The sequence below is a fragment of the Lampropedia aestuarii genome, assembly GCF_004803635.1.
Lineage (GTDB): Bacteria > Pseudomonadota > Gammaproteobacteria > Burkholderiales > Burkholderiaceae_C > Lampropedia > Lampropedia aestuarii.
The window spans coordinates 1-24,929 of the sequence record NZ_SSWX01000027.1 but is presented as its reverse complement, the minus strand read 5'-3'; the positions used below and the strand labels follow the sequence as shown (position 1 = coordinate 24,929).

Annotated in this window: 22 protein-coding genes and 2 pseudogenes; 12 read left to right on the top strand and 12 right to left on the bottom strand. The window is 53.4% G+C overall.

Annotated elements, in window-relative coordinates:
• Positions 1-43 precede the first annotated feature (43 nt).
• From E8K88_RS15965 to E8K88_RS15955, 3 genes are all read right to left on the bottom strand, one after another.
• Complete coding sequence (locus E8K88_RS15965; RefSeq protein WP_136407677.1) at positions 44-997, bottom strand: DMT family transporter; 954 nt, start codon at positions 995-997, stop codon at positions 44-46.
• Positions 994-1,584, bottom strand: coding sequence for a TetR/AcrR family transcriptional regulator (locus E8K88_RS15960; protein ID WP_136407676.1), 591 nt, complete (start codon positions 1,582-1,584; stop codon positions 994-996). Before E8K88_RS15960 ends, E8K88_RS15965 begins: the two co-directional genes overlap by 4 nt.
• A 132-nt stretch (positions 1,585-1,716) precedes the next feature.
• Positions 1,717-2,313 carry a TetR/AcrR family transcriptional regulator gene (locus tag E8K88_RS15955; protein ID WP_136407675.1) on the bottom strand — a complete coding sequence of 199 codons (597 nt, stop codon included), beginning with the start codon at positions 2,311-2,313 and terminating at the stop codon, positions 1,717-1,719.
• Positions 2,314-2,688: 375 nt separating this feature from the next.
• On the opposite strand from E8K88_RS15955, the gene E8K88_RS15950 reads away from it, so the two are divergent.
• Entirely contained in the window at positions 2,689-3,894 is a 1,206-nt protein-coding gene (locus E8K88_RS15950) for an MFS transporter (protein WP_136407674.1), read from the top strand.
• 103 nt (positions 3,895-3,997) lie between these two features.
• Here E8K88_RS15950 and mmsB read toward each other — a convergent pair whose 3' ends face one another.
• The 8 genes from mmsB to E8K88_RS15910 form a co-directional block, all read right to left on the bottom strand.
• Positions 3,998-4,894: a 3-hydroxyisobutyrate dehydrogenase gene (gene mmsB, locus E8K88_RS15945; protein ID WP_136407673.1), complete on the bottom strand. Its 897-nt coding sequence runs from the start codon at positions 4,892-4,894 to the stop codon at positions 3,998-4,000.
• Between the two features lie 64 nt (positions 4,895-4,958).
• Positions 4,959-5,381, bottom strand: coding sequence for a fluoride efflux transporter CrcB (gene crcB / locus E8K88_RS15940; protein WP_136407672.1), 423 nt, complete (start codon positions 5,379-5,381; stop codon positions 4,959-4,961).
• Positions 5,378-5,788, bottom strand: a complete 411-nt coding sequence (locus tag E8K88_RS15935; protein ID WP_136407671.1) for a TfoX/Sxy family protein — start codon at positions 5,786-5,788, stop codon at positions 5,378-5,380. The genes crcB and E8K88_RS15935 overlap by 4 nt, the downstream gene beginning before the upstream one ends.
• A gap of 33 nt (positions 5,789-5,821) precedes the next feature.
• Positions 5,822-6,982 carry an acyl-CoA dehydrogenase family protein gene (locus E8K88_RS15930; protein ID WP_136407670.1) on the bottom strand — a complete coding sequence of 387 codons (1,161 nt, stop codon included), beginning with the start codon at positions 6,980-6,982 and terminating at the stop codon, positions 5,822-5,824.
• 43 nt (positions 6,983-7,025) lie between these two features.
• Positions 7,026-7,421 (bottom strand): lysozyme inhibitor LprI family protein, encoded by a 396-nt coding sequence (locus E8K88_RS15925; protein WP_168797358.1) that lies wholly within the window; start codon positions 7,419-7,421, stop codon positions 7,026-7,028.
• Entirely contained in the window at positions 7,399-7,713 is a 315-nt protein-coding gene (locus E8K88_RS15920) for a YdhR family protein (RefSeq protein ID WP_136407668.1), read from the bottom strand. The genes E8K88_RS15925 and E8K88_RS15920 overlap by 23 nt, the downstream gene beginning before the upstream one ends.
• A gap of 28 nt (positions 7,714-7,741) precedes the next feature.
• Positions 7,742-9,262 carry a CoA-acylating methylmalonate-semialdehyde dehydrogenase gene (locus E8K88_RS15915; protein WP_136407667.1) on the bottom strand — a complete coding sequence of 507 codons (1,521 nt, stop codon included), beginning with the start codon at positions 9,260-9,262 and terminating at the stop codon, positions 7,742-7,744.
• Positions 9,263-9,589: 327 nt separating this feature from the next.
• Positions 9,590-10,042 (bottom strand): HIT family protein, encoded by a 453-nt coding sequence (locus tag E8K88_RS15910; protein WP_136407666.1) that lies wholly within the window; start codon positions 10,040-10,042, stop codon positions 9,590-9,592.
• Positions 10,043-10,676: 634 nt separating this feature from the next.
• Between E8K88_RS15910 and E8K88_RS15905 the strand changes: the two genes are divergently transcribed.
• The 11 genes and pseudogenes from E8K88_RS15905 to E8K88_RS15855 all read left to right on the top strand — a co-directional run.
• A complete protein-coding gene (locus E8K88_RS15905; RefSeq protein ID WP_136407665.1) occupies positions 10,677-12,947 on the top strand; it encodes a type VI secretion system Vgr family protein in 2,271 nt (756 codons plus the stop codon).
• A 14-nt stretch (positions 12,948-12,961) separates the two neighbouring features.
• Positions 12,962-14,077: a DUF2169 family type VI secretion system accessory protein gene (locus E8K88_RS15900; RefSeq protein WP_136407664.1), complete on the top strand. Its 1,116-nt coding sequence runs from the start codon at positions 12,962-12,964 to the stop codon at positions 14,075-14,077.
• A gap of 3 nt (positions 14,078-14,080) precedes the next feature.
• Positions 14,081-15,337 carry a Tle-like phospholipase domain-containing protein gene (locus E8K88_RS15895; RefSeq protein WP_136407663.1) on the top strand — a complete coding sequence of 419 codons (1,257 nt, stop codon included), beginning with the start codon at positions 14,081-14,083 and terminating at the stop codon, positions 15,335-15,337.
• Positions 15,338-15,455: 118 nt separating this feature from the next.
• Entirely contained in the window at positions 15,456-16,214 is a 759-nt protein-coding gene (locus E8K88_RS15890) for an ankyrin repeat domain-containing protein (RefSeq protein WP_168797357.1), read from the top strand.
• Positions 16,215-16,496: 282 nt separating this feature from the next.
• Positions 16,497-16,952 (top strand): ankyrin repeat domain-containing protein, encoded by a 456-nt coding sequence (locus E8K88_RS15885; protein ID WP_136407661.1) that lies wholly within the window; start codon positions 16,497-16,499, stop codon positions 16,950-16,952.
• Positions 16,953-17,508: 556 nt separating this feature from the next.
• Positions 17,509-18,066, top strand: coding sequence for a hypothetical protein (locus E8K88_RS15880; RefSeq protein ID WP_136407660.1), 558 nt, complete (start codon positions 17,509-17,511; stop codon positions 18,064-18,066).
• 38 nt (positions 18,067-18,104) lie between these two features.
• Entirely contained in the window at positions 18,105-22,208 is a 4,104-nt protein-coding gene (locus E8K88_RS15875) for an RHS repeat-associated core domain-containing protein (RefSeq protein WP_136407659.1), read from the top strand.
• Positions 22,205-22,651 (top strand): hypothetical protein, encoded by a 447-nt coding sequence (locus tag E8K88_RS15870; protein WP_136407658.1) that lies wholly within the window; start codon positions 22,205-22,207, stop codon positions 22,649-22,651. Before E8K88_RS15875 ends, E8K88_RS15870 begins: the two co-directional genes overlap by 4 nt.
• A gap of 272 nt (positions 22,652-22,923) precedes the next feature.
• Positions 22,924-23,106 (top strand): annotated as a pseudogene (locus E8K88_RS18640) (RHS repeat-associated core domain-containing protein); the annotation flags it as partial.
• Positions 23,107-23,472: 366 nt separating this feature from the next.
• Entirely contained in the window at positions 23,473-23,970 is a 498-nt protein-coding gene (locus tag E8K88_RS15860) for a hypothetical protein (RefSeq protein WP_136407657.1), read from the top strand.
• Positions 23,971-24,065: 95 nt separating this feature from the next.
• A pseudogene (locus tag E8K88_RS15855) lies at positions 24,066-24,539 on the top strand (transposase); the annotation flags it as partial.
• Between the two features lie 28 nt (positions 24,540-24,567).
• On the opposite strand, the gene E8K88_RS18410 reads toward E8K88_RS15855, so the two are convergent.
• Positions 24,568-24,744 (bottom strand): integrase core domain-containing protein, encoded by a 177-nt coding sequence (locus tag E8K88_RS18410; protein WP_240754570.1) that lies wholly within the window; start codon positions 24,742-24,744, stop codon positions 24,568-24,570.
• Positions 24,745-24,929 lie beyond the last annotated feature (185 nt).

Below are 24,929 nucleotides of genomic sequence, written 5' to 3'. Positions count from 1 at the left end.
ACATACGATACAAACCCGCCAATGGCGGGTTTTTTTGATGGCCTTACAGTTTTTCTGACAGCACCAAAGAGGTGTTGATTGGTGGTCGAGTCGCACGCCTGATGGGCCAACTGATACACACCAAGCACAAGACAATGAGTGCCACGCCCAGCCAGCCCATAGGCGGCAGGCGCTCGCCGACGACCACAGCAGCAAGTGCTGCAGCAACGACCGGCTCCAGCAAAGTGATGGTTGTCGCCATGCTCGCCTGGATGCGGGCTAAGCCATAGCCAAAGCAGAGGTAGCCGACGAACATCGGCACCACAGCCATGTACAGGCCCACCGCGGCATTGCTCCATGACGCCAGCAGCGGCGCACCAGTGGCCATTAATACTGGCATCAGCATCAACGCGCCAAGACCAAAGACCGAGCCCATAGTGGCGCGCGCAGGGATGCGGCGTTGCATCAGCCGGCGTGCTGCCCAGGAGTAGATGGCGTAGGTCAGTCCTGCCAGCAGGCCCAAGGCCACGCCCCCTAAGAGGGAAGGGGCGGCAGCAGCGTTGGCGCTATGGGCGCTGCTCTCGGCGCCACACAATAGCACCATGCCAGCAATGCCAAGCGCCGCACCAATCAGCCATTGGGCGGTGGCGCGTACGCCGTCCATGGCCATTTCAATCAACGCCGACAGCAAAGGGGCCGAGCCGATTGAGACCACGGTGCCAATAGTGACTCCTGCCAAACGCATTGAGCCATAAAAAGCCAAGGGGTAGATAGCCACAGCCAATGCCCCCACCAGCAACCATGGCCATTGCGCGCACAAGGCCTTGGCATTGCGGGCAATGGCGCGTGTGGCAATGCTCGCTTGCAGCAAGCCGCCTATGCCCATGGCTGCAGCACCAATTGCGACAGCGCTCACTGCTGGCGCAAACGTGGCAGACACACCGGTCGTGCCCCACAAAACAGCGGCTACAACGACACCAGCAATGCCTAGCAAACGGTCTGTGGACGAGCCTCTCATGCCGCTTCCAGCAGCGTTTGGGCCATGGCTTGCGCTTCTTTGACGCAGTCGCTGCAGCCTTCCAAACCAGCGCGCGATATTGAACCCTCCAGCAAAAAGGCCAGATGCCTGGCCATCATCTGCATCCGCGCAGCCTGATTGGGCTGGTATTCGAGCAAGTGCTGGTAGACGATGGCTTCGACCTCTTCCTTATGGGCACGTATCGCTTGGCGTTCCGTGCCAGTAGCAGGCAATTCGGCCGCAGCATTGAGCAGGCCACAGCCACGAAAACCACCGTCGTACTCCAGCTCGGCATGGTCTGCATAGGCCTCAAACACGGCCATGACTCGCGCTAATGGACTTGCTGCTTTGGCGGCACGGGCCTGGTAGAGCGCGATCCATTCTGCGTGGCGAACGCTCAGGTATTGGGCGACCAAGTCTGATTTGGACTCGAAGTTGTTGTAGAGGCTTTTTTTAGCAACGCCAGCTTTTTTCACAATGGCATCAATGCCCGTGCCTGCAATGCCATCGCTATAGAACAAGTCGGCCGCAGCATGGAGCAGGCGGTGGTGGGCGCTTTCTTTGTGGTTTTCTTTGGCTTTTGGCATGGCGATTACGAAAAGGTAGGTAGCCCATTCTACCTACTTTTCATGCGCGCCTAAACTTGGTGTTACTAAGTACTTCAGAAAGGATACAGCGATGGATGGCTTGCCCGCAGTGCCAAGCACCTCTGGGACAATTTACATAGGTGCTTTTTGCACTAGCAACCCCTGCAGCAGCAAATCCAGCGCCGCTTGGCCTTGCGCCAGCCTAGTCTGGTTGTCGTCCCCATCAGCAATCCAGAATGCGGTTTCTGCCAAGCTGCCATAAATGAGTGCCGCCAACGCCTGCGGGTGGGCGTTGGCAATCTGGCCTTGTGCCATCAGGTTCGCAATCAGTTGCGCCATCGAATCAATGCAATGGCGTTGTGTCTCGGGAGCATACCCCCCGAAAACGGCGCGGGCATCGCGCAGCAGGATACGCTGGATGTCCGGCTCCAGTGCCATCTCCAAATAGGTTTGGCAGCGCTGGTAAAAGCCGCGCCACTGGTCATCTGACTGTTCTGTAATGGCTTGCAGGCGCTGGTCCATTTCGGCATCCAATTGGGCCACAACCGCTGCCAGCAAGCCTTTTTTATCGCCAAAGTGGTGGTAGAGCGCGCCGCGTGTCAGATTGGCTTGGGCGGTCAACTCATCCATGGATGTGTTGGCATAACCAAATTCGCTAAAGGCTTTGCGTGCGGCTCTCAACAAGCTGGCGCGGGTTGCTTCCATTTCTGCGCGGGTGCGGCGGGCCATTGGGTTCCTTATACATACGAGTTGAATGTTTATTTAACATACGGACAGAATGTATATATAATACTATGCATACGCCTTGTATGTATTTTCCGTGAAGCGCGTGGCCAACTCAAGCCAGATAAGAGCTGAGCAGAGTCAAATGCGGCTTCGACACTCGGATGAGTGGATACCCAAGCACACCAATACACAAGTAACCCCTTATTGAGAGCTGATGGCGGCAGCAGGCACTGCCTGGTTCAGTGCGGCCGGTTCGCTGGTGCTGATCGTTGCTGTTACATACTGGCAGTTAGGCCCAGTGCCAGCCGAAGCAGCAGTGCAGGGGCAAGCCATGGGCTTGTCTTGTTGCTAACAAGGGTAGAAGGTTTGGATAGATCAATGACTGATAGACAAAATGACACAACACAGTGGCTGCCAGTGGTGGCCGTGGGGCTTGCCACGTTCATCGTGGTGACAGCCGAAATGCTGCCCATTGGCTTGTTGACGCCAATTGCCGAGGCACTGAACACCACTGCTGGCAAAGCCGGCTTGATGATTTCTTTGCCTGCGCTGTTGGCGGCTTTCTTTGCGCCGTTGGTGGTGTTGGCTTCGGGCGGCATTGACCGGCGCAAGATCTTGTGCGGCTTGCTGGCGATGCTGGTGCTGTCCAATCTGGCCTCGGCCATGGCCACTGGCATTGTGACGATGCTGGCTGCCCGTGTACTGGTAGGCTTTTGCATTGGCGGTATCTGGGCGATTGCTGGTGGTCTGGCTGTGCGCCTGGTGCCAGCACACTCATTGGGCTTGGCCAATGCGATCATTTTTGGTGGCGTGGCAGCGGCTTCTGTCTTGGGCGTGCCGTTTGGTGCATGGGTGGGGGATGCCTTTGGCTGGCGCGCTGCGTTTGTCGCAGTCGCAGCGCTCAGTGCGGTGGTGTTAGCGATGCATTGGGCGGTGTTGCCCAAGCTGCCTTCAGCACGCGGCAGTCAAATGCAGCAGCTGCGCGCTCAGCTGTCCAACCGTGCGCTAATGGCCGGTTTGCTCCTGACCTTGCTGCTGGTGACTGGGCACTTCATGCTGTTTACCTTTGTGCGGCCGATGCTGCAGCAGATGGCCGGTTTTGGGGCATCCGCCATTGGCGTGCTGCTCCTGGCTTATGGCGTCGCAGGCATTGCTGGTAATTTCTTTGCCGGTATGGTTGCACCACGCTGCTCTGCCTGTATGTTGCTGGCGATTGCGCTGGGCCTGGTGCTGGTGCCGCTGGCGTTTTTCGCATTCGGTGACAGCGAGCGCGGTGGCGCTGCGGCCTTGCTGTTATGGGGACTGGCTTACGGAGGGGTTTCAGTGGGCTTGATGACCTGGATCATCCAATCCGCACCCCGTGCAGTGGAGATTGCTGCGGCGATGAATATCACAATCTTCAATGCGGGCATTGCTTTGGGCTCGTGGCTGGGTGGGCGTATGGTCGACCACGCAGGTTTGCATGCCAACCTGTGGCTGGCCGAAGGTATTTTGCTGGCCGCCTTGTTGTTGACTGCAGCCATGGCGTATGTTGCTCTGCAAAGACGCAGCCAGACACAGGCGGGTGTGGTTAGCAAGGCTTAAGATCGTCAACATGTTCTAAGCACCTGTTGACGATCTTTTCGCAGACTGCGTTGAAGCCCCATAGCTCAGGGGCAGGGGGCACAACGGTTGTGCCCCCGCAAGTTCACACCGGCTTTTGCAGCATTTTGATGATGCTGGAGAAATCCTCCGCACCACGGCCTTGCAGGCTGTGCGCAGCATACAAGCTGCGCGCCAGTGTGCCCAGCGGTGTGGCGGCTTTGTTTTTCACCGCATTGTTCAGCGCCAGGCCCAGATCTTTGAGCATCAGGTCGGTGCCAAAACCCCCTGTGTAGCCACGGCTGGCGGCCGAGTTTTCTTGCACGCCTGGCACGGGGTTGTAGACTTCCAGTGTCCAGTTGCCGCCTGAGCTGCGGCGCATGATTTCAGACAGAACCTTGGGGTCCAGACCATTGGCAATGCCAAGCGCCAGGGCTTCACAGGTGCCGGCCATTTGCACGGCCAGCAGCATGTTGTTGCAAATTTTGGCGGTCTGGCCTGCACCGATTTCACCGGCGTGAAAAATATTTTTGCCCATCGCTTCCAGCAAAGGTTTGGCGCGGGCCAGGGTGCTGTCGCTGGCACCGACCATAAAGGTCAGCGTGCCGGCGGCGGCGCCGGCTGTGCCACCTGAGACTGGCGCATCCAGAAAATCGATACCTCGCGCAGCAGCGGCCGCGCCAACCGAGCGTGAGGTGTCAGCGGCAATGGTGGAGCTGTCAATGACCAAGCAGCCAGCCGGTAGGATGGCCAGCAGTCCCGCTTGCTCGGCAGTGCCTATGAACAACTGCTCGACATGCTCGCTGGCAGGCAGCATGGTGATGACGGCTTGGGCGCCTTGCACGGCATCGACTGCCGATGCAGCTACTTGCAGACCTTGGGCGGCCAGTTGGCTCTTGGCTGCGTCAGACAGGTCAAAGCCGGTGACTTCGTGGCCTGCTTTGTGCAAATTCAAAGCCATTCCGCTGCCCATATTGCCCAGGCCGATGAATGCGATTTTCATGTGTGTCTCCTTGTTGTCATTTCAATGAATCGATGCGTTTGTTGTGGTTCGGGTGCCAGCCCATTCAACGGCTGAGCCCGGCGCTCCCGGCCCCCAGTGCCATGCCCAGCACAGCGGCCAGCACGCCCAGCAGCAGGCTGCTGATGGAGTAGCTCAGAGCCAGACCCCAGTGTTTGTCCAAGACCAAGTCCAGCGTTTCCAGGCCAAAGGATGAGAAAGTCGTAAAGCCGCCCATCAGCCCGGTCATCAGCAGCAAGCGCATCGGTGTGTCAAACCAGGCGTGGCGCAATGCAAGACCTGCCAAAACCCCCATGATCAAGCAGCCCAGCAGGTTGACTGACCAAGTTCCCCAGGGAAATCGGGTTGTAGGGCTTAGCGTGAGCGCCCATTGTGCGACCTTGTCGCTGAGTGCGTAACGTGAGACCGCGCCCATGGCGCCGCCAACAGCAACCAATCCAACTCCGGACCAACTCAGGGCTGTGCTCATAGTGTGCTCTCTGTATGCTGTGTGCTGGTATCGGCCGGTTTGACACTGGTTTTGTGTTTGCGTTTGGGGCTGGCTTTGGCCAAGGGGTTGAAAGCCAGCGCCCTGTCAATCCAGTGCTGCCATGCACTGCGCGTTGCATAAGCGACGGGACTGATGAGAAAAAAACCATCCATGCCGCGCGAGGACAATGGCCGCACTCCCGGCATTTCGGCGGTTTGGGCGTGCTCATGCGGTGGCAGGCGCACCAGCAGCTCATCGTTCTCAACACCCAAACACATCTTGCCGTTGACCATGAACACATGGCAGCCAAACATGGTTTTCTCTTCGACATCGCTGTGCTCTTGCACAGCATTGCGCACGGCGTCGATCAACTGCAGGGTTTCAGGGGCAATAGGGCGGGGTGGCATGGCAGTGCAGCGGTGGAGGTGGTCAGTATGCGCTCAGCGAATGGCTTCAGGCGCATCACCGTCCAGCATGCGTCGGGAGATGATCACGCGCATGATTTCGTTGGTGCCTTCAAGAATTTGGTGTACGCGTGCATCGCGCAGCAAACGCTCCAGCGGGTATTCCTTGATGTATCCGTAGCCGCCATGCAATTGCAGCGCTTCGTTGCAGACCTGAAAGCCCACATCAGTGGCCAGGCGTTTGGCCATTGCGCAATAGGTCGTGGCGTTCGCGTCTTGGCGGTCGAGTTTGCTGGCGGCCAGCCGCACCATTTGGCGCGCTGCAACCAGTTCGGTGGCCATATCGGCCAACTTGAACTGCAGCGCCTGGAAGGACGCCAGTGGCTTGCCAAACTGCTGGCGCTCTTGCATATAACGCTGGGCATGGCCTAGCGCACCTTGCGCGGCGCCAACCGAGCAGGTGGCGATATTGATGCGGCCACCATCGAGGCCTTTCATCGCAATTTTGAAGCCTTCGCCTTCTTGGCCTAACAAGTTGTGTGCTGGCACGCGCACATGGTCGAAGTTGATGGTGCGGGTGGGTTGGCTGTTCCAGCCCATTTTGTGTTCTTTTTTGCCATAGCTGATGCCTTGCGCATCGGCGGGCACGGCAAAGGCCGAAACACCCGAGGCACCCTGGTTGCCGGTGCGGGCCATGACAACTAACACATCGGTGCTGCCTGCGCCCGAGATAAAGGCCTTACTGCCGCTGATCAGGTAGTCGTTGCCATGCAGTTCGGCCTTGGTTTTTAGTGAGGCAGCATCTGAGCCTGCACCCGGCTCGGTCAGGCAGTAAGACGCCAGTTTGGCACCGCTGGTCAGCGCTTGGCCCCATTGGTCTTTGACGGCCTGGCTGCCCCAGGTGCCCAGCATCCAGGTCGCCATATTGTGGATGGTGATGAAGGCTGTGGTCGACGGATCGACCGCAGCCAGCTCTTCAAACACAAAAGTGGCATCAAGCCGAGGCAAATTCAGACCACCAATGGACTCTGGCGAATACAAGCCACAAAAACCCAGCTCGCCGGCTTTGGCAATCGCCTCTTTGGGGAAGATGCCTTTTTCATCCCACTGCGCGGCAAAAGGCGCCAGTTCTGCCTGCGCAAACGCGCGGGCTGTCTCGGCAAATGCCAGTTGGTCTTCGGTAGGCTCAAAGTTCATCGCAAGTCTCCTCGTCGTTCTGTGTCACGCGTGTTGGACAGCTTCAGCCGCCATCTACGCTGTAGCCATGCATCAGCCATTGGCGAATCTGCAGGCGTCTTTCTTGCTCTTGCTCAATCATGCAGGCATGGTGGGCGCTGGCACTGCTGGCTTCTAGGGCGCCGCCCGCAGGCGCGACCTGGTTGCAGTGCGCACGTGCCACCCGCCGCCAGTTTTGCTGGTTGCTTCTGAGTGCCGGCCGCTCATGGGCTGACAGGATCAGCAGTACGTCACCGTACAGCGTTTCGGTGGTCTCGCGCATGGCTTCAAAGTCCTGCAGTGTGCAGTTGCTTGCATCGCAGGCAGGGACTGCGGGAGCTGTTTGGGCTTGCAGCACAGCGCCGGCCAATACACCGGTCAAAGCGCAAAGAATGGCTTTATTCGTCAGCAATGATCTCATGGGTGGCATTGTCTACCACCACAGGGCTGTTGAAATAACTGATGTGCGGCTCGGCGCCGTATTTTTCACGCACCCTGGCTCGCCAGGCATCGGTGTACAGCGCCTCAGCGTGCGTCCGCGACTGCCACAGATAGACACCACCAGCAGTTTTGCCATCGTCAGACAGCACATAGCTCTTGCGCACCAAGCCTGGTACTGCAGTGTAGTGGGGCGCAGTGCTGAGAAAAATGGCCTTGGCCTGCTCTACAGTGAGGGCCTCTGGCAGCGCAAACGTCGTAATGGTGGTGATCATGCAAACACTCCTGGCGAAGTTAGGGCGCTTATTTTAGGCTGATCGTGGTGTTTAAAGTGCCCGTTGATGCATCGTCAAACCAGCGCGAGGTAATCGTCTTGGTTTGGGTGTAGAACAGCACCACTTGTTTGCCGTACGGGCCCAGATCGCCCAGTTTGGATGCACGCGAGCCACTGAAGGAAAACAGCGGCACAGGCACTGGAATAGGCACGTTGATACCGACCTGGCCCACATCAATGTCTTCCTGGAACTTGTGTGCTGCGGCGCCTGACTGCGTGAAGATCGCCGTGCCGTTGCCGTTGGGGTTGTCGTTGATGAAGCCAATGGCTTGGTCCAGCGAGTCAGCCGCAACCAGACACAGCACTGGGCCAAATATCTCCTGGTCATAAATGGCCATGCCGGGTTTGACTGCGGAGAAGATAGTGGGCGCAACAAAATTGCCTTTTTCATAACCTACCACACTCGGGTTGCGGCCATCGAGTTCGAGCTTGGCGCCTTCGGCTACGCCGCTTGCAATCAGGCTTTCGACGCGGCTGCGGGCGGCGCAGGAAATCAGCGGGCCTACATCGGCGCCTTGCTCGGTGCCGGCGCTGATTTTCAAGGTTTTTGCCTTGGCCACCAGGTCGCCAATCCATTGCTGGGACTCACCAACCAGGATCACCGTAGTCAGTGCCATGCAGCGCTGGCCGGCCGCGCCAAAAGCCGCGCCGGCAATGGCGTTCAAGGTTTGCTCTTTGTTCGCATCGGGCATCACGATGGCGTGGTTTTTGGCGCCCATCATGCATTGCACGCGCTTGCCAGCCAGGGAGGCGCGGTTGTACACATGCGTGCCCACTTTGGTCGAACCGACGAAGGAAATGGCCTTGATGTCGGGGTGGTCGCAAATGGCATTCACCGCCGCTTCACCGCCGTGAATCACGTTCAGCACACCGGCTGGCACACCGGCTTCAAGAGCCAGCTCGCACAGGCGCATCGTGACCATAGGGTCTTGCTCGGACGGTTTGAGCACAAAAGTGTTGCCGGTGGCAATCGCCATCGGGAACATCCACAACGGAATCATCGCCGGGAAGTTGAACGGCGTGATGCCTGCGCACACGCCCAGCGGTTGCATCAGCGTATACGTATCGACGCCATTGGCGACGTTATTGGCCAGCTCGCCCAGTTGCAGGTTGCCAATGGAAGCTGCGTGCTCGACCACTTCCAGGCCACGGAACACATCGCCCTCTGCATCCGGCAGGGTCTTGCCTTGTTCAGCCGTGAGCATCGCAGCCAATTCGCCCATGTTTTCGCGAATCAGTTGTTGCAGCTTTAAGAACACCCGAGCACGCGCGCCAATCGGTGTTTTCTTCCAGGTTTTAAAAGCAGCTTTTGCGCTGGCGACGGCCGCATCAATCTCCTGCTGCGTTGCAAACGGCACACGGGCGAGCACCTCTTGGGTTGCTGGGTTGATGACTTCGCGCCACTCGGTGGTTTGCGATTCGACCATTTGGCCGTTGATCAGCAATTTGACGGTGGGGGCCTTCAGGCCTTGTTCGCTAATGGCGTTCATGTCTGTCTCCTGGTTTGTTCATTGCCTGGCGTTGTTGCGCCGTCATAGGGCATGGTGGTGCATGGTCAAGCTGCGCTTTGGTGCATGCCTTGTCGATCAGTGGATCTTATCTGTGCAGAAATGTTATATCAATAGATTTGACTGCAATTATTCTTTGCATATTTGCAGATTCATGGCGTATTCCAAGCGGTAGGTGATTGATTACCAGCAGATTGACAGGAGTACAAGGCGGCTGGTCTTGTGGCCCGTCTTCCAATCGATTGAATGCCACCTGGCTGGGCTGGAGCAGAGCTGCAACGGCCCTGAGGCTTTTGCCGCGTTGCTATGTTAAGCCTGCTCTTGCGTCAGCGCGGCCCGAATGCGCTCGGCGTAGTCCTGCAGCAGCGCACCGGCGGGTTCTTTGCGTGGCCAGGACAAATGCACGCCATCATCGGCATGGCGCGGCACCACATGCATATGAAAGTGGAAGACTGTTTGCCCGCCATCGTGGCCATTGGCTTGCAGCAAGGTCAGCCCTGAAGGCGCAAAAGCCTCATGCACAGCCGCAGCAACCAGGTGCGCCACTTGCATGACGCGGGCGCATTCGTCAGCTGTCAACGCCAGCAAGTCTTGCGCATGGCGTTTGGTGGCCACCAGCACATGGCCGGGGTTGACCTGGCCGATGTCCATGAAAGCAATGACCAGATCGTCTTCATACACCACAGCAGCTGGAATTTCTCCTGCGACCAGCTTGCAAAAAATACAAACGCCGGGGGGCGAGGTGTCTACAAAAGCAGGCATGGGCTGCGTCTCCTGATTGTTGTTGAGTTGCACGCCATTGTGCTTCAAGTTCTGGGAGCCTGTTCATACTCACCTCGCAGCAGCGTTGAAGCCCAAAAGGATGCAATGCGCGGCAAAAACCGCAGTCGGGCTACCTGTCCGGCAGGAGGTAACAAAGCAGTGCGTCTTTTGGGCTTCAACCCCAACACCAAAAGAAGCTGCTGGGCAAAAAAGCGCATTGCGGCGTTGCCCGTTGTGCCCATGCAGACGATGAGTTGCAACAGGCGCCTAGCACTGTTTTTTTGTGCCTTATGCGGCTGCATGGAGATTTTTAACAGGCTCTGAGCACGCCGCAGTCGCTAGTGTGTCCTGCGCGCTGCACCAGGTAGTGAATTTAGGCGGTGTTTGACTGGGATGAGCGAGCAGTGGGTTGAGTGCTCAAACCTGTTATTTGTGCGTCAATTTCATAGGTTAAATACAGATCAGCGCAGGCGAATCTTTTCAAACGTTATCAATTGTAGAAATGTGATGGCAACTTACACATATACGGAGTTGTTGACATTCCCCAGTCCCGCTTTCGGCAGCTGCTTCCTAGAATCCCTGCAGCCAAAAGTAAGAGAGTGAACCATTCATTATCTAAGGGAGGGGAAGCCCCATGAATCGCTTTCTCAATGCATACACGCCACTGGGCCCCGCCATCTGGGCCTATCACCTGGAAGGTCGCGAGGCACTCAGCGCGCTTTACCAATTCACCATTGATTTCAAAAGCGAAGACGCCAACATCGACTGCCAGGCACTGATTGGCGAAGTCTGTGCGATTGAGCTCGAAGCCCAGTACAACAGCAAACGCTATTTTAGTGGTCGCATTGTGCGCTTTTCTGCCTTGGGCAAACGCGGCAAACACTGGCTCTACCAGGCCATAGTCTCGCCCAAACTTTGGCACGCCAGCCGACGCTCGGACTTCAAAATCTGGCAAAACACCACTGTCAAAGACATTGCCGATGAAATCCTGGGCAAAAACGCTATCCAATACGACTGGCGTTTGAAAACCGACCTCAAAACCTGGACCTACAAAGTCCAATACGGTGAGACCGACCTGGACTTTCTCACCCGCCAGTTAGAGCACGAAGGCATTTATTTCTGGTTTGAACACAGCCAGAGTGGCGAAACCCTGGTGCTGGCCGACCACTTCACCACACCCGAGCCCTTCCCGCAGTACGAAAGCATCCCTTTCTACCCGCCTGACGAAGCGCGCGAAGACGAAGACCACTACTGGGACTGGCACATGGGCCGCGAGCCCGAGCCCGGCAAACTCAGCCAAAGCGACTACGATTTCGAAAAACCCAATAGCGACCTCAGTACCGAAAGCACCGACCCGCGCGGACACCTGTTTGACCAGTACGAAATCTACCAATACCCGGGCAACTACACCGAAACCAGCGACGGCAGCAACTATGCCAACGCCCGTCTGGAAGCGCTGCAAGCCGCGCAAGACCGCATTGAGCTCCGAGGCAAAGTGCGCGGCGCTACCCCTGGCTACCGCTTTACCCTGTGGCGACACCCTCGCCAAGACCAAAACCGTGATCTGCTGATAGTCAGTGCCCGCTACAAAGCCAGTGACAACGATTATGACGCCCGCGCAGACAGCCAAGGCGTCAGCTTTGAAGTCAGAATTGAGGCCCAACCGGCTGACCGTGGCTATCGCCCACTCACAAAGTCACAAGCCCCCCGCGCCCGTGGGCCTGAAACCGCCACAGTCGTCGGCCCCGCTGGCGAAGAAATCTATACCGACCAATACGGCCGCGTGAAAGTGCACTTCCACTGGGACCGCTACGGCGCTAAAGATGGCACAGATTCGTGCTGGATCAGGGTTGCCAGCCCCTGGGCAGGCAGCAACTTTGGCGGCATCCAAATCCCGCGCATTGGCCAGGAAGTCATCGTCGATTATGAATACGGCGATCCCGACCGGCCCTTGATCACAGGTCGCGTCTACAACGCCGAGCAAATGCCACCCTGGGGCCTGCCCGCCAACAAAACCCAATCGGGCTTTTTAACCCGCTCGACCAACGGCGGCGCACCAGGCGATGGCATGCGCGACGGCGCGGGTGACGCCAACGCGCTGCGCTTTGAAGACGCCAAAGGCCAGGAGCAGTTGTGGCTGCACGCGCAAAAAGACCAGCTGACTGAGGTTGAGAACGACGAAAGCAAATGGGTCGGCAATGACCGCAAAAAGGAAATCGACCGCGACGAATTCAACACCATCCACCGCGACCGCACGGAAGTGGTGGACCGCAATGAAAAAATCAATGTGGGTGGTTGGCGGCAGGAAGTGGTGAACTTGGATGAGACGCTGACGGTCAACAAAAACCGCAGCCGGAATGTGGTGCTTAACGAAGACATCAGCATCGGCCAGTCCCGAACAAAAGCGGTGAGTAAACACGAAAAAGACAGCATTGGCCGCAACTGGTCGATCAGCGTGGGCCGTTTTAAAACGGAAACCATTGGGCTGGCGTATATGCAAAACGTCGGCATGGCCAAGATGGTCAATATCGGCATTGCCTACAACCTCAATGTCGGCATGACGATGATCACCAACGTCGGCAAAAGCCGCAGTGACACCATTGGCACGACGCAAGACATCAAAGTGGGCGAGAAATACGAACTCCAAGTGGGCGGCGGAGGAGGAGGGGGCGGTGGCGATTCAAGTGGTTTGGCCAAAAACATCGTCGCACCCAGCAGCAGCGCCCCGGGTGGCGGCGGTGGCGGCTCCAGTATCACGATGGACGACACCAGCATCACTCTGAAAGTCGGTGCCAGCGTACTGGTGATGAAGGCCGATGGCTCAATCACCGTCAATGGCAAACAAATTGATGTTGTCGGCGAGGACCATATTGGCATGGAGTCCGAGCGCATCGACGTCAATTAAGCAGGAGCAACACCATGCGCCGCGGCCCAGAACCCGTTCTTGAATCTCCCGTGCAAAGTGCGCCCGTACCAGAGGTGCGCAACCACACACCGTATCCAAGCCAGTACTACCAAATGATCAATGCCAATGACGAGGTGTTCCACGTCATGGTCAGCCGCCTGACCTACGATCTGCAACGCCTCAATGCACAAGGCGTGCCGCAATTGGCGACACAGCAAACACCACTGGTCGATACCGATCAGTTCTACTACCAAGCCAATACCAGCGGTACTTTGCAAGAGAGTGACTACGCGCCTTTCAAACCGCAATGCGACATCCTGTTTGCCAACGCCCGCGCTTACGCTCCGAATGGTGAGCCGGCACAGCGATGGCCAGTTGGTGCGCGCGTGGGCAAATGGAGCAAAATGCTCGCCGTGTGTGGCCCACGCACCATTCGCCAAGGCGTGCTGGGCTGGAGCATTGATGAGCCAGACAAAGCGACCGAAGTGCCGCTGCGTTACGAGCTGGCCTTTGGCGGCAGCGCCCAGTGGCCAGAAGATTTGCAGGAGGACCAGGAGCCCGACATCCTCAGCCGCTACGACGCCAACCCCATTGGCAGTGGTTGGCTCGACAAAGCCTGGCTGGCTAAACGCCAACCTTCTGCACTGCGCGGCCCGCAAATTGAATTGTTTGGCAAACCCTTTGACAACGAAGCACTGCGCAAACAGCGCTATCCAGTCGTTGGCTTAGGTGCAATAGGCCGTTGGTGGCAGCCTCGCCTGGATTTGGCTGGCAGCTACGACGATGCCTGGACAGAAAACCGCTGGCCGTTTTTACCCAAAGACTTTGACTTTGCTTATTGGAATTGCGCACCTGAAGACCAGCAAATCCCGTTTCCACAAGGCGGTGAAGACATCTTGTTGGTGGGCCTCATGCCCGGTGGCGGCCAATTCCATGCCAGGTTGCCAAGCAATCCGCCCTACAGCCGCGTGCGCCTGCAAGCTGGCCCGATTGTGCAAAGAAGCATGTGGCTAGACACACTGACTTTTGACATGAAAGCCATGACACTCAGCTGCACCCACCGCATGACAGTGGCCGCAGTGACTGGCGTGCGTGTGTTAGAGATATGCCAAAAAATGCAGGAGGCATAACTGATGGCCACCGAACGTGCAACTGCTAAAGACGCGCAGTACATGCTCATTAATCTACTGCCTGATGTATGCCGCACACCAACGCGCAAAAGCAAGCCAGTGCCATACCCCATCGTGCATTTGTTCAGCCAAAGCAAGCAATGCTCACCCAATGTGTTTTTTGAAGGTAAATCGGCCTATTTGCACGAAGAAAGCTTTGTTGACAATGTGCGTGGCGATGAGCCGGGGACCGGCAAAGGCATTGTGTCAAAAACCAATGTTGAAATCAGCCGCAGTATTGAACGCAGCGAGTCTGTCTATATCAATGGCGATGCGATGGTGCGCACTGGCGATACTGTGTGGATGAACCGGGCTAAGCCAGGGCTTTCTGCTGCAGCCTTGGCAAAAAAAGAACGTTGGGAATTTCGCATGGAGCAATTGGCCCTGGCCAAAGACAAGCTCAATGCCATGCGCGATGGCAAACGCAAACGAGAACTGCAAGAAGCAGTGGATCGGTTTGAACGCAATAACGTAGCGGTCGAAAAGGCACGTCTAGCCCAGCAAATTTACGACCCGAATCAGCCAGCGCCGGTGGGGTGGATTGATATCAGTGGAAATGCTGAGCGTTTGGGTGGATTTGGACTTGAAACTCGTGATTTAAGCATGAGTAATTCAAATTTTGGTGTTGGTGTTTACGAACCTAATCCTAACGTTTTTGGTGAAAACATGACGGCAACATTAGTTTTCAAGGGGACGCAAAATGGAGAGGATTGGATAAATAATGGTAATCAGGGATTGAATCGCTATTCGTCATACTATGAGCGAGCAGTGTTTATCGGTGACCGGATTAGTGATTCAAGTCTTCCCATAAGTATTGCTGGGCATTCTTTAGGTGGAGGCTTAGCATCAGCAGCTGCAATTGCCGGAAACAAGCCTGCTGTAACTTTTAACTCTGCAGGGTTGAATGGTGAAACTGTGGGGCGCTATGGTGGCAAAATAAATTCTCCTTTGATCGATGCTTTGAGGGTTAATGGTGAAATATTAACCGTCTTGCAGGAAGGGGTGGCTCGCAGTGTCGGTCTTGATATGGGGTATTTAAGTATATTCCCATATTTGATGCCGGATGCTTACTATACCAATTCTTATCAATTGCCAGGATCTGGTGCTAACCCAGTGGATCGGCATGGCATGGATCAAGTTATTGCAGGAATTGAGTCGCAAAAAGATGAAGATATGGATTCTATTCAAGTATTTATTGGTTTTGGTGATTGGGATAAGTAGTGGGGTCTAAGGCATGATGATAGGTGGTCGGCTTGCGTCTCTTTTTAATATCTGGTTGTGTTTGTTTTTATGTGTTATTTTATTGGTTGCGTGTAATAAAATAGAAGGTTTTTCTCTCATGTTTAAAGATAATTCTCCAGAGTATTTCTTTGAAGGAAAATATCTTGATATGGCGCAAGCCATTCTTCTGGAGGATATTGAGGCCCTGCAGAAAAACTCGCTAGGAGAAGACTTAAATCATAAAGGCCGAAATGGCATGAATTTGATGTGGTTTGCTATTTTGAATGAAAAATTTTCTATGGTAAAGGCTTTGGTGGAGTTGGGCGTTAATCCAGACTTGCAAGTCAATGGTGAGGCGGATTCTGCACTGAATTTTTCTTTTGGATCAAATGATTTGCGCTTCTTAAAGGCCATTCTTGATGGAGGTTTTGATCCGAATTACTATTATCGGCCAGGTAATGATCCTTTAATGCTTCAGAGAGCTGTTGGAGGATCATTGGATCACGTCAAACTTCTTCTTTTATATGGTACAAGACTTGATGATCGAGACACTCTTGGGCGAACAGCATTAGAGGAAGCAATCCAGTGGCGAAAACCAAAAATAGCAGCTTACTTGGTAGAGGAAGGTGCAGACTTCAATACACGTGATGTGAATGGTATTTATCTCTCATGGAGAGTGAAAAGCATGATTGATAAAGGATTCCCTGGCGATTATTTGCATGAAGAATTCGAAAAATTAAGAGATCTATTGATTTCTAAGGGCATGCAATGGCCCCCTTGTTCGCCTGAAAGTGTTCGTGAAAAAATGCGTGAACGTGGAGAGCCTATTGGCATGCCACAGAACAATACACCATCGAATCCATGGCCGCCGCAATGAATAATCCACGTAGCCATTTAATCGAAATAGGCCATTATTTGCGCCAACGTCAAGCCGTTCTGCTATGTACTTTGGTATGCATGGTCATATTATTGAGCGCTTGCGGAAAATTAACGGGTTGGCCATTCCAAACTCCGAAAAACCCACCAGGGAACCTCTCATAACCCCTAAAAAAGCGAATTCATCGATTGAAACTCATTGATTTAGTTGATGCGGATTTTTCGAGATTAAGGTTTTGAGAGGCTCCCACCAGAAGAATTCTTTGATGGCCTCTGCCTGAATATGGCTCAAGCCATTGTCTATGAAGATATTCCCCGTTTACAGCGACTGGCCCAAGGGCAAAATTTGAGTCAAATAGGCAGGAAGAATATGAGCTTGATGTGGTTTGCCATTTTGCATCAGAAGTATGAAGCGATTCAAGCTTTAGTGGCTTTGGGTGTTAATCCAGACACACAAATGGCGAATGGTATTGGTTCGGCATTGCACTTTGCTTTTGCATCAAAAGATATACGTTTTTTAAAGGCGATACTTGACGGTGGTTTTGATCCAAATTCTTATGCTCGACCTGGATACGTTTCATTGATGCTTCAGCGCGCAACTGCTGGTACTTTAGATCATATTAATCTGTTGCTATCATATGGAACTAGATTGAATGATAAAGATACCCTTGGCGGAACTGCTTTAACTACAGCGATGTACGCAAGAAAACCGAATATTGCAACTAACTTGGTAGAGTGAGGTGCAGACTTTAATACAAGCAATGTGAATGGTGTTACTGCTTCTTGGGTATTGAATCGTATGATCGAGAATACAGTGCCTGGCAACCCAATCCACGAACAATTTAAAGCCTTGCGCGATTTGTTAATTTCTAAAGGTGCGCAGTGGCCTCCTTTGCCACCTGAGAAAGTGCGCGAACAAATGCGCGCATGGGGGCGATTGGCGTATTAGATCTATCGGTGCCGTTGAATACATGGCCATTGCAATGAATAATCTGCTCATTTAAACGCAGGAGCTTAATATTTTTCTTTATGCATGCTTTGTAAGTGCCTTGGTGTACGTTTTATTTTTATTGGCTTCTTTGGGCGGTTTTAAATAATTATTTTCCAAAACATAATTATTGTAAAAATTTTTACGTGACTCATATGCAAAGAGTCAATCATATTTTTTATCTAAAGTAAACACAATTTATACACGGTGCTGATCTAGTTTGCGCAGTTAACGCACACCCAGTTTCACTGGTCTATCTGCGTTCAATGTGTTGATGAGAGAGGCGCACCCATGGCTAGGAGAAACCATGTCTGATGACAGACTCGTTCTTAATGATGGACCAGATACGGAGGCCGAGAGAATTTCAAAAGCCCTGCAAGAGGCTTATGAAGCAGAAACAAAAGCCAATCTTGAGCGTCTGGAGCAATTGCAGGCCGAAGTAGAAGAGTCCCTCAGACAACATGCGATCCGGCCCAACGGTTTCCCACAACCAGGCTCTCCAGCCAATACAACAGGCGTCATTGTTCCGCAAACGCAGCCTTACCTTGGTGCCAATACAGAGCCCCCAATCACTGCTGAAACTGACGACGAAAAAAGCTATTTAGAGTCCCAAAAAGAAGGCCTTGACCAAAGCATTGACGACTGGGTAGAGCGTCAAGGGTTTAGCCAAAGCGCAATGGTGGCAGGTGCAATTGCCAAGGCTTTGAACGAAGTGTTCTTTCCTACCGATGCGACCGATATTGCATTCAGCGTCGCTGGTGGTCCGGTCGCAAAAGTGGGCGCCAAGCTTGGCCAAAAACTGGGCGGTTACACCAAGAATAGAAAAAAAGGCAAAGCGGACGATGGGTGCCCGCAATGCCTGTAGTTCGCCGCCGTGGACTAAAACAATAGAGGGAGAGAGTAATGGCAGTTGTACCAGAGTCCATCCACCTGGCCACAGGCTGTGTCAGCTTGTCGTCTGAGGACGATGTCGATTTCTTTGTCGATGGCATTTTTGCATTCAGTTGGCAACGCAGTTACCGCTCGCGCAACGCCCATGTCGGTTTGCTAGGTCAAGGCTGGAGTCTGCCCTTGATGCTGAGTGTGGAGCTGGGGGACGATGAACTGGTCTTCATCGACCAGCATGGCAGGCGCATTGCATTTCCTGCCCTCAATCCGGGTCAATCGTTTTACTCGCGCTACGAGAAAATCACTTTACTCTGCACAGGTGAGCACTACTACGATGTACTCACACCAGAAGGCGGTCTGTTTCAGTTTGGGCTCGCAAAGGGGCAGCCAGCTGCTGTAGGCCAGCGTTTGAGTCTGCAAGCCATGCAAGATGCCAATCGCAATGCATTGAGCATCGACTACGCTGCCGAAGGCGCAGAAAAAGGTCTGCCCATCGCAGTGCGTGGCTTTGGTGGTGATTGGCTGAGCCTGAGCTATATCCATATACCAAACGTCGGCCCACGCTTGCACAAAGTGCAAAAACTGGCAGAAACGCCAAGCCTGCGAATGCTTGACGAACCAAGCAGTCTTGAGCGCTACCTTCGCAGGCGTGCGCCTGATGATGGTGTAGCGCAATCTGGACACGCACATTCCCATGTATTGATTGAATACCGCTATGACGATGCTGGTGAACTCAGCCAAGTCATCGATGGTCGCGGTCAACTTTGCCGCAGTTTTCAGTATGCATCGCAGCAGTTGATTGCACACCGCTACAGCGATGGCCGAATAGTGCAGTACGAATGGGATCAGCGCACTCCTCAAGGCCGCGTGGTTCGCATGTACAAGGACAGGGGCAGTTCCGCTGAACATGCATGGCAGTTCAAATACGACATTGAAGCGCGCAGTGTGCAGGTCATTGAAATGGCCGCCAACGGCTTACGGCGGCAAAGCCAGTATGTATTTGATGCAGATCAACATTTGATCGCCACACAAGATGCAGCAGGCACCACCACCAAAAAGCGCAATCGTTTTGGAGATCTGCTCTCACAAACCGACCCGCTAGGCCACACCACCCGCTACGAATACGACCACCTCAGCCGCCTCACGCACATCACCACGCCGGATGGTGCGACCCAAAGCACCTCCTGGCACGCCACGCTGCACAAGCCGCTAACCATCACCGATCCGCTCGGCCGCACCAGCCGCTTTATCTGGGATTTTCGTGGCAACCTGCTGCAAAGCATCGACGCCGCAGGCCACAGCACCAGCTATAGCTACGACCGCCGTGGCCTGCCCACCACCATCACCGATGCTTTAGGCAAAACCAAGCAGCTGCAATACAACGCACGCGGGCAGCTCATCCATTACACAGACTGCTCAGGCCAACCCACCGCCTTTAGCTGGGACGAAGAAGGCAATCTGCTCAGCAGCACCGATGCACTGGGCCAAACCACCACGTACACCTACGAGCGCATCAACCGCCAGCAACGGCTGGTCATGCAGCAACTCGCCGATGGCAGTATCGAGCGCTTTGCCTACGATGCAGCCGGCAGACTCACCACCCATCAAGATGCGCTAGGCAACATCACCCGCTACCAACTCGATGCCGAAGGCAAGCCGCTGGCCCGCACCAACGCGCTAGGCCACAGCCTGCGTTACCAATACGACGGCTTTGGCCGCCTGACACGGCTGACCAATGAAAACGGCGCCCATTACCGTTTTGCCTGGGACCTACTAGACCAGCTACAAGCCGAACAAGGCTTTGATGGCAGGCGCATCGACTACCGCTACAACGCCGCAGGCCAGCTGCTGGAAATGGCCGACGGCCAAGCTCCCGGCAGCCGCTGGATGGCCAATAACCCGACAAGCAGCCCAGCCAACATCCGCACCCACTACCAGCGCGATGCGATGGGCCGCTTGCTGCAAAGGCAAGTGCATAAACAAGGCCACGGCCTGCAACGCACCCGCTACCAGTACGACGCCGCAGGCCAACTCACCATCGCCCGCAACCAGCACGCACGGGTGCAACTGGTCTACACCGCACTCGGGCAAATAGCCAGTGAAATCCTGCACACGCAGCTGGGCCAGCACAGCACCCTGGCACACCAGTACGACGCACTGGGCAACCGCACCAGCACCAGCTTGCCCGATGGCCGCACCATTAACACCTTGCACTACGGCTCAGGCCATGTGCACCAAATCAATATCGATGGTGAAGTCATCTGTGACATGGAGCGCGACGCACTGCACCGCGAAACCCAGCGCAGCCAAGGCGCAATCAGCAGCCACTACCAGCTCGATGCCTTGGGCAGATTGCTGGCCAGCCACAGCAGCCTAGGGCCAAGCCTTAAGCCGACACAACCGCCATCTGCCCAGAACACCACCAGCGGCCAACAAATCGCAAGGCGTTACCAATACGACGAAGCAGGCCAGCTACTGCGCATAGAAGACAGCCGCCACGGCAGCACCCGCTACCAATACGACGCCATAGGCAGGCTGACCCAAGCACTGGCAGGGCGCACACACGAACGCTTTGCCTTTGACCCAGCCCACAACCTGATTGACCCGGCGCAAGCTCAAACACAGGCAAAGCCAAACGGCACAACAGCAGCAGACACCAACTCCCTGCAAGAGCGCAGAGATACCGACTGGGCGCAGTACGTGCAGGCGCACATCAACGACCCGGACTTCAACCCCTTGCAAGCCCCAGATGCAGCGCAAGAAACCGAACCCACCAACCCAGAAGGTTGGACTACGACCAGCGATAACCGCCTCAAAGTCTGGCAAGAACACCGCTACCAATACGACCAATGGGGCAACTGCATAGAAAAGAAAAGTGGTCCCCGCCAAGTGCAGCACTTCAGCTGGGATGCCGAACACCAACTCAGCAGCGCCCGCACAGAACATCACGGCCAGCAAGAAGGCCAACAACACACCTGGCACTACGCCTATGACCCGTTTGGCAGACGCATCGCCAAATGGCAAGAGCACACGAAAACACTGGCTGGCAAACACAAAAAGCCGCATCCTGAGCACATCACCCATTTCAGCTGGGATGGGAATCGGCTATTGGCTGAATACAAGCAAGAGCGTCGCCGCAGCAAGAGCAAAGAAGAGTCAAGCATCCGACACAGGCTGTACTTGTATGAACCAGAGAGCTTCGTGCCCTTGGCGCAAATCGACAGCACTTGGGCCAAAGACAAAGAGACCAGAGACGCGCCCTTGTCCAACCCCTTCTTGCAGCAAATCACGCAAGAGGCGCAAAACGACCCTGCAATCTGGAGCGGCAAAGTACTGCCATTCCAGAGAAAACTACAGGCCAAACTGAAAGCGCAGGGCATCGCACCTGACAAGCCAAAAGAAACTAGCCAAAGCACTACGCTGTACTACCACAACGACCACTTAGGCACGCCACGGGAGCTGACGAACCGAGAAGGCGACATTATTTGGGCCGCTACTTACAAGGCCTGGGGCAATACTGAAAGTATTGAGTACCCGAAGATCAGGCAAACGACCCAAAGTGGTAATACGCTGCAAGAGCGTTGGGTGGACCAAGAGGTACAAGATAAACCGCAGCAACATCTGCGGTTTCAGGGGCAGTACTTCGATGCGGAAACAGGGCTGCACTACAACCGGTTTAGGTACTATGATCCGGATTGTGGACGGTTTGTGAGTCAGGATCCGATTGGTCTTTATGGTGGTGATAATCTATATCAATATGCTCCTAATCCTACGGGGTGGACGGATTTTTATGGATTAAGTGGGCGGAAAACTTCAAAGCCTAGGATTGAACCTGGAAACTCTAAAGAAGGCTGGATGCATATAGATGAGCGTCATATTACTGGCAATTCTCAGCAAGGGCCTGGTGATCTATTTCCTCCGGGGACTACTCAAGATCAGATTCAGTGTTTGTGTGAGTTGCTTGTTAAGAAAGGGACGAGAATTACAGATCCATCAAGAAGAATTCAAACATTTGAGATTAAAACGAAGGTTAATGGTCTTAGAGCTAGATTTCGTGGGATTTTTGATTCAAAAGATCAAAATAGAACTATCACAACTTTTCCGGTGTTGCGTGAATGACTGAGTATATAAATTTCATCAAGCATGATTCTGTGAGTTTTTCTAGTTTTGATATGGGTGATATCGAAATTGGGAAAGATGGAGTCATAATTTCCTCAAAATTCGAGAGTGCGAATTCGATGATGATATTTGTTGCTGTATCTGATTTTATATTTGCCCTTAAGAGGGTAAAATCAGATGTAAAAAAATATGAGTTTATCGGTGCTGATTCTTCATTTTGTTTGAATTTTGAGAGACGAAATAAAGGGATTGTAATATCAGATGGTATTAATGATATGCAAATGAGTTGGTTGGAGGTTTTTTCCCTTACGATGAGTGGATTGGTTGAAATAAAAAATAAGTGGATGAATGAATTTTCAAAAGATGATTCTGTATTTCAAGATTTAATGGATGCCGAGAATTGCTTAGCACTTTTGTTGCGTGCCGAAATGGGTATTTCGTAATTTAATTGAAATTGCTTATGAATTATTTATGGGGTGATGTGAAAATATTAATTAACCCAGCATTTTTTGCGCAGGCCAAGCAGCTAATAAACCACTTAGGCGAGCCATGAGAACTTACTAATCGAGAAGGCGAAATTGTTTTGGCCGCTACCTACAAAGTGTGGGGCAGTATTGAAACCATCGAGCATCCGAAGATCAGGTAAACGATCCAAAGTGGCAATACGCTGCAAGAGAGTTGGTTGGACCAAGAGGCACAAGACAAACCGCAGCAACATCTGCGGTTCCAAGGCCAGTACTACGACGAGGAAACAGGGCTGCACTACAACCGGTTTAGATACTATGATCCGGATTGTGGGCGGTTTGTTAGTCAGGATCCGATAGGTCTTTTTGGTGGAGATAACTTATACCAGTTTGCACCTAACCCTACTGAGTGGGTAGATCCTCTAGGATTAAATAAGAAAAATAAAGTAAATTGTGGGAAATGTGAGCCGTGCTGGAAAATTGGTGTTGCAGATCCGAGTAAGATTAATTTTTCTCAAAGAAGTGTAAATGGCAGATTTGATACGCCAGATGGAAAAATATCAATAAAATCTGCAATCAATGCAGGAGCAGAACAGGTGTTTTCTTTTCCGCCAATAAGTGTGCTAGTAATAAAGGGGAGGATGGTTGCGAGAGATGGTAATAGTCGGCTTCTGATCGCGCAGGAAACTAAGGCTGCACTTATATCTGTAATTGATGAAACTGGCTGCAATGAAAAAAGGCAGGATTTGAGAAGAAGGACTGCGAGAAATGGCTTGCCGATTAAACCAAAGTTTTAGAATATGGAAATATATAAGAAAATAAAGTGGCCGGCATATTGGGTGGCAGGAGTGCCATCTGCAACTATATTGTCTAGAGAAGATTTACTTTGTTTGATATATGAGGTTAGTGAATTCCCAGCTGCTAATATTGAGAAATTGCATAGGGTTGAAATTGGAAATGAGAAGAATGAATGTAATAAGACATGGCTTCTCTCTTTTTTTAATTCTTGTCTGATGTCCAAGTATAGTGCTTTTTGTTCTGGATATTTCGATGATTTTTCACAGGGGCGCAAAGGGTTGAGTTATGGCGATGTACATATTGGTGTGTCAACTGAAATAGTTGGTTTGTTGAAGAAGGTTGGTAATTTAAAAGATGATTATAGGCATTATTTATTTTCATTTCACGATGAGATATTTGAATGCGCTGCAACTCCTCCTGAGTTTTATTGGGCTTGTTGTGAAATTCAGGAAATCGTCAGTTATGCCGAATGCATGATGAGAAAGTATTTTTCTGCTTAGAATAGCGCGCCGCGAGATATTGCGCTTTTTGTCGCAGCCTATTGGGAACCTCTCAAAACCCAACGAAAGCCGAGATGGTTTAAATTACAACCATGATCACACCACGCAGCGCCTCCAAGTTCGACCTCTTCGCCCAGGCTGGGCGCCATCGCAAGCTTGAAGCGGTGGGCGATCCACTACAAGTGATCGCCAAGCACATCGACTTCAATGAGCTAGCGGCCTTGGTTGTACCATTTCTTGGTCGAGGCAATGGCAGCAAAGGCGGCAGACCGGCCTACCCAGTGGATGTGATGGTCCGAATCTTGGTGCTCAAACAGCTCTACAACCTCAGTGACGAACAGATGGAGTACCAGTTGCTGGACCGCATGAGCTACCAGCGATTTTGCCTGCTAGAGCACAGCCTCAATGTGCCAGATCGCAATACCATTTGGCGCTTTGGACAACTATTGAGCATTGATGGCGCAACGGCTTTGTTTGAAGGCGCAGAGCTGCAACTGCGCCGCCACGGCTACATCGCCAGAGGTGGACAAGCCATTGATGCAACGCTGGTGCCAGCGCCCAAGCAGCACTGTATTGACCCAGCCTTTTCTGCACAGGTCAGGCCGCTAAAGCATAGGCCTCTGCGGGAGTTTTCATACCCAGCGCCTGGTGTGGGCGTTGGTTGTTGTAAAAGCCAATCCAGTCTGCAATGACCCGACTGGCATGCTGCAAGCTTTCAAATCTGTGGCGGTGCACGCATTGGTCTTTGAGCGTACGTATGACTCTCTCGACCATGCCGTTTTGCTCAGGGCTGTAAGGGGTAATGAACTCCTGCTGCAACCCGTAGCTTTTGGCCAATGCAGTGTAGCTGCGGCTAGTGAATACAAGGCCATTGTCCGATCTGAGCAAAAAAGGTTTCGCCACTTTGCCCAAGCACCCATAGCGGCTAATTAGCGCTTGCTCCAGGGCCGATTCAGCCG

Bases quoted from the DNA above. Each gene is read 5' to 3' on its own strand.
- E8K88_RS15965 (WP_136407677.1), bottom strand. From the start codon at position 997: ATGAGAGGCTCGTCCACAGACCGTTTGCTAGGCATTGCTGGTGTCGTT.
- E8K88_RS15960 (WP_136407676.1), bottom strand. From the start codon at position 1,584: ATGCCAAAAGCCAAAGAAAACCACAAAGAAAGCGCCCACCACCGCCTG.
- E8K88_RS15955 (WP_136407675.1), bottom strand. From the start codon at position 2,313: ATGGCCCGCCGCACCCGCGCAGAAATGGAAGCAACCCGCGCCAGCTTG.
- E8K88_RS15950 (WP_136407674.1), top strand. From the start codon at position 2,689: ATGACTGATAGACAAAATGACACAACACAGTGGCTGCCAGTGGTGGCC.
- mmsB (WP_136407673.1), bottom strand. From the start codon at position 4,894: ATGAAAATCGCATTCATCGGCCTGGGCAATATGGGCAGCGGAATGGCT.
- crcB (WP_136407672.1), bottom strand. From the start codon at position 5,381: ATGAGCACAGCCCTGAGTTGGTCCGGAGTTGGATTGGTTGCTGTTGGC.
- E8K88_RS15935 (WP_136407671.1), bottom strand. From the start codon at position 5,788: ATGCCACCCCGCCCTATTGCCCCTGAAACCCTGCAGTTGATCGACGCC.
- E8K88_RS15930 (WP_136407670.1), bottom strand. From the start codon at position 6,982: ATGAACTTTGAGCCTACCGAAGACCAACTGGCATTTGCCGAGACAGCC.
- E8K88_RS15925 (WP_168797358.1), bottom strand. From the start codon at position 7,421: ATGAGATCATTGCTGACGAATAAAGCCATTCTTTGCGCTTTGACCGGT.
- E8K88_RS15920 (WP_136407668.1), bottom strand. From the start codon at position 7,713: ATGATCACCACCATTACGACGTTTGCGCTGCCAGAGGCCCTCACTGTA.
- E8K88_RS15915 (WP_136407667.1), bottom strand. From the start codon at position 9,262: ATGAACGCCATTAGCGAACAAGGCCTGAAGGCCCCCACCGTCAAATTG.
- E8K88_RS15910 (WP_136407666.1), bottom strand. From the start codon at position 10,042: ATGCCTGCTTTTGTAGACACCTCGCCCCCCGGCGTTTGTATTTTTTGC.
- E8K88_RS15905 (WP_136407665.1), top strand. From the start codon at position 10,677: ATGAATCGCTTTCTCAATGCATACACGCCACTGGGCCCCGCCATCTGG.
- E8K88_RS15900 (WP_136407664.1), top strand. From the start codon at position 12,962: ATGCGCCGCGGCCCAGAACCCGTTCTTGAATCTCCCGTGCAAAGTGCG.
- E8K88_RS15895 (WP_136407663.1), top strand. From the start codon at position 14,081: ATGGCCACCGAACGTGCAACTGCTAAAGACGCGCAGTACATGCTCATT.
- E8K88_RS15890 (WP_168797357.1), top strand. From the start codon at position 15,456: ATGTTTAAAGATAATTCTCCAGAGTATTTCTTTGAAGGAAAATATCTT.
- E8K88_RS15885 (WP_136407661.1), top strand. From the start codon at position 16,497: ATGGCTCAAGCCATTGTCTATGAAGATATTCCCCGTTTACAGCGACTG.
- E8K88_RS15880 (WP_136407660.1), top strand. From the start codon at position 17,509: ATGTCTGATGACAGACTCGTTCTTAATGATGGACCAGATACGGAGGCC.
- E8K88_RS15875 (WP_136407659.1), top strand. From the start codon at position 18,105: ATGGCAGTTGTACCAGAGTCCATCCACCTGGCCACAGGCTGTGTCAGC.
- E8K88_RS15870 (WP_136407658.1), top strand. From the start codon at position 22,205: ATGACTGAGTATATAAATTTCATCAAGCATGATTCTGTGAGTTTTTCT.
- E8K88_RS15860 (WP_136407657.1), top strand. From the start codon at position 23,473: ATGGAAATATATAAGAAAATAAAGTGGCCGGCATATTGGGTGGCAGGA.
- E8K88_RS18410 (WP_240754570.1), bottom strand. From the start codon at position 24,744: ATGGTCGAGAGAGTCATACGTACGCTCAAAGACCAATGCGTGCACCGC.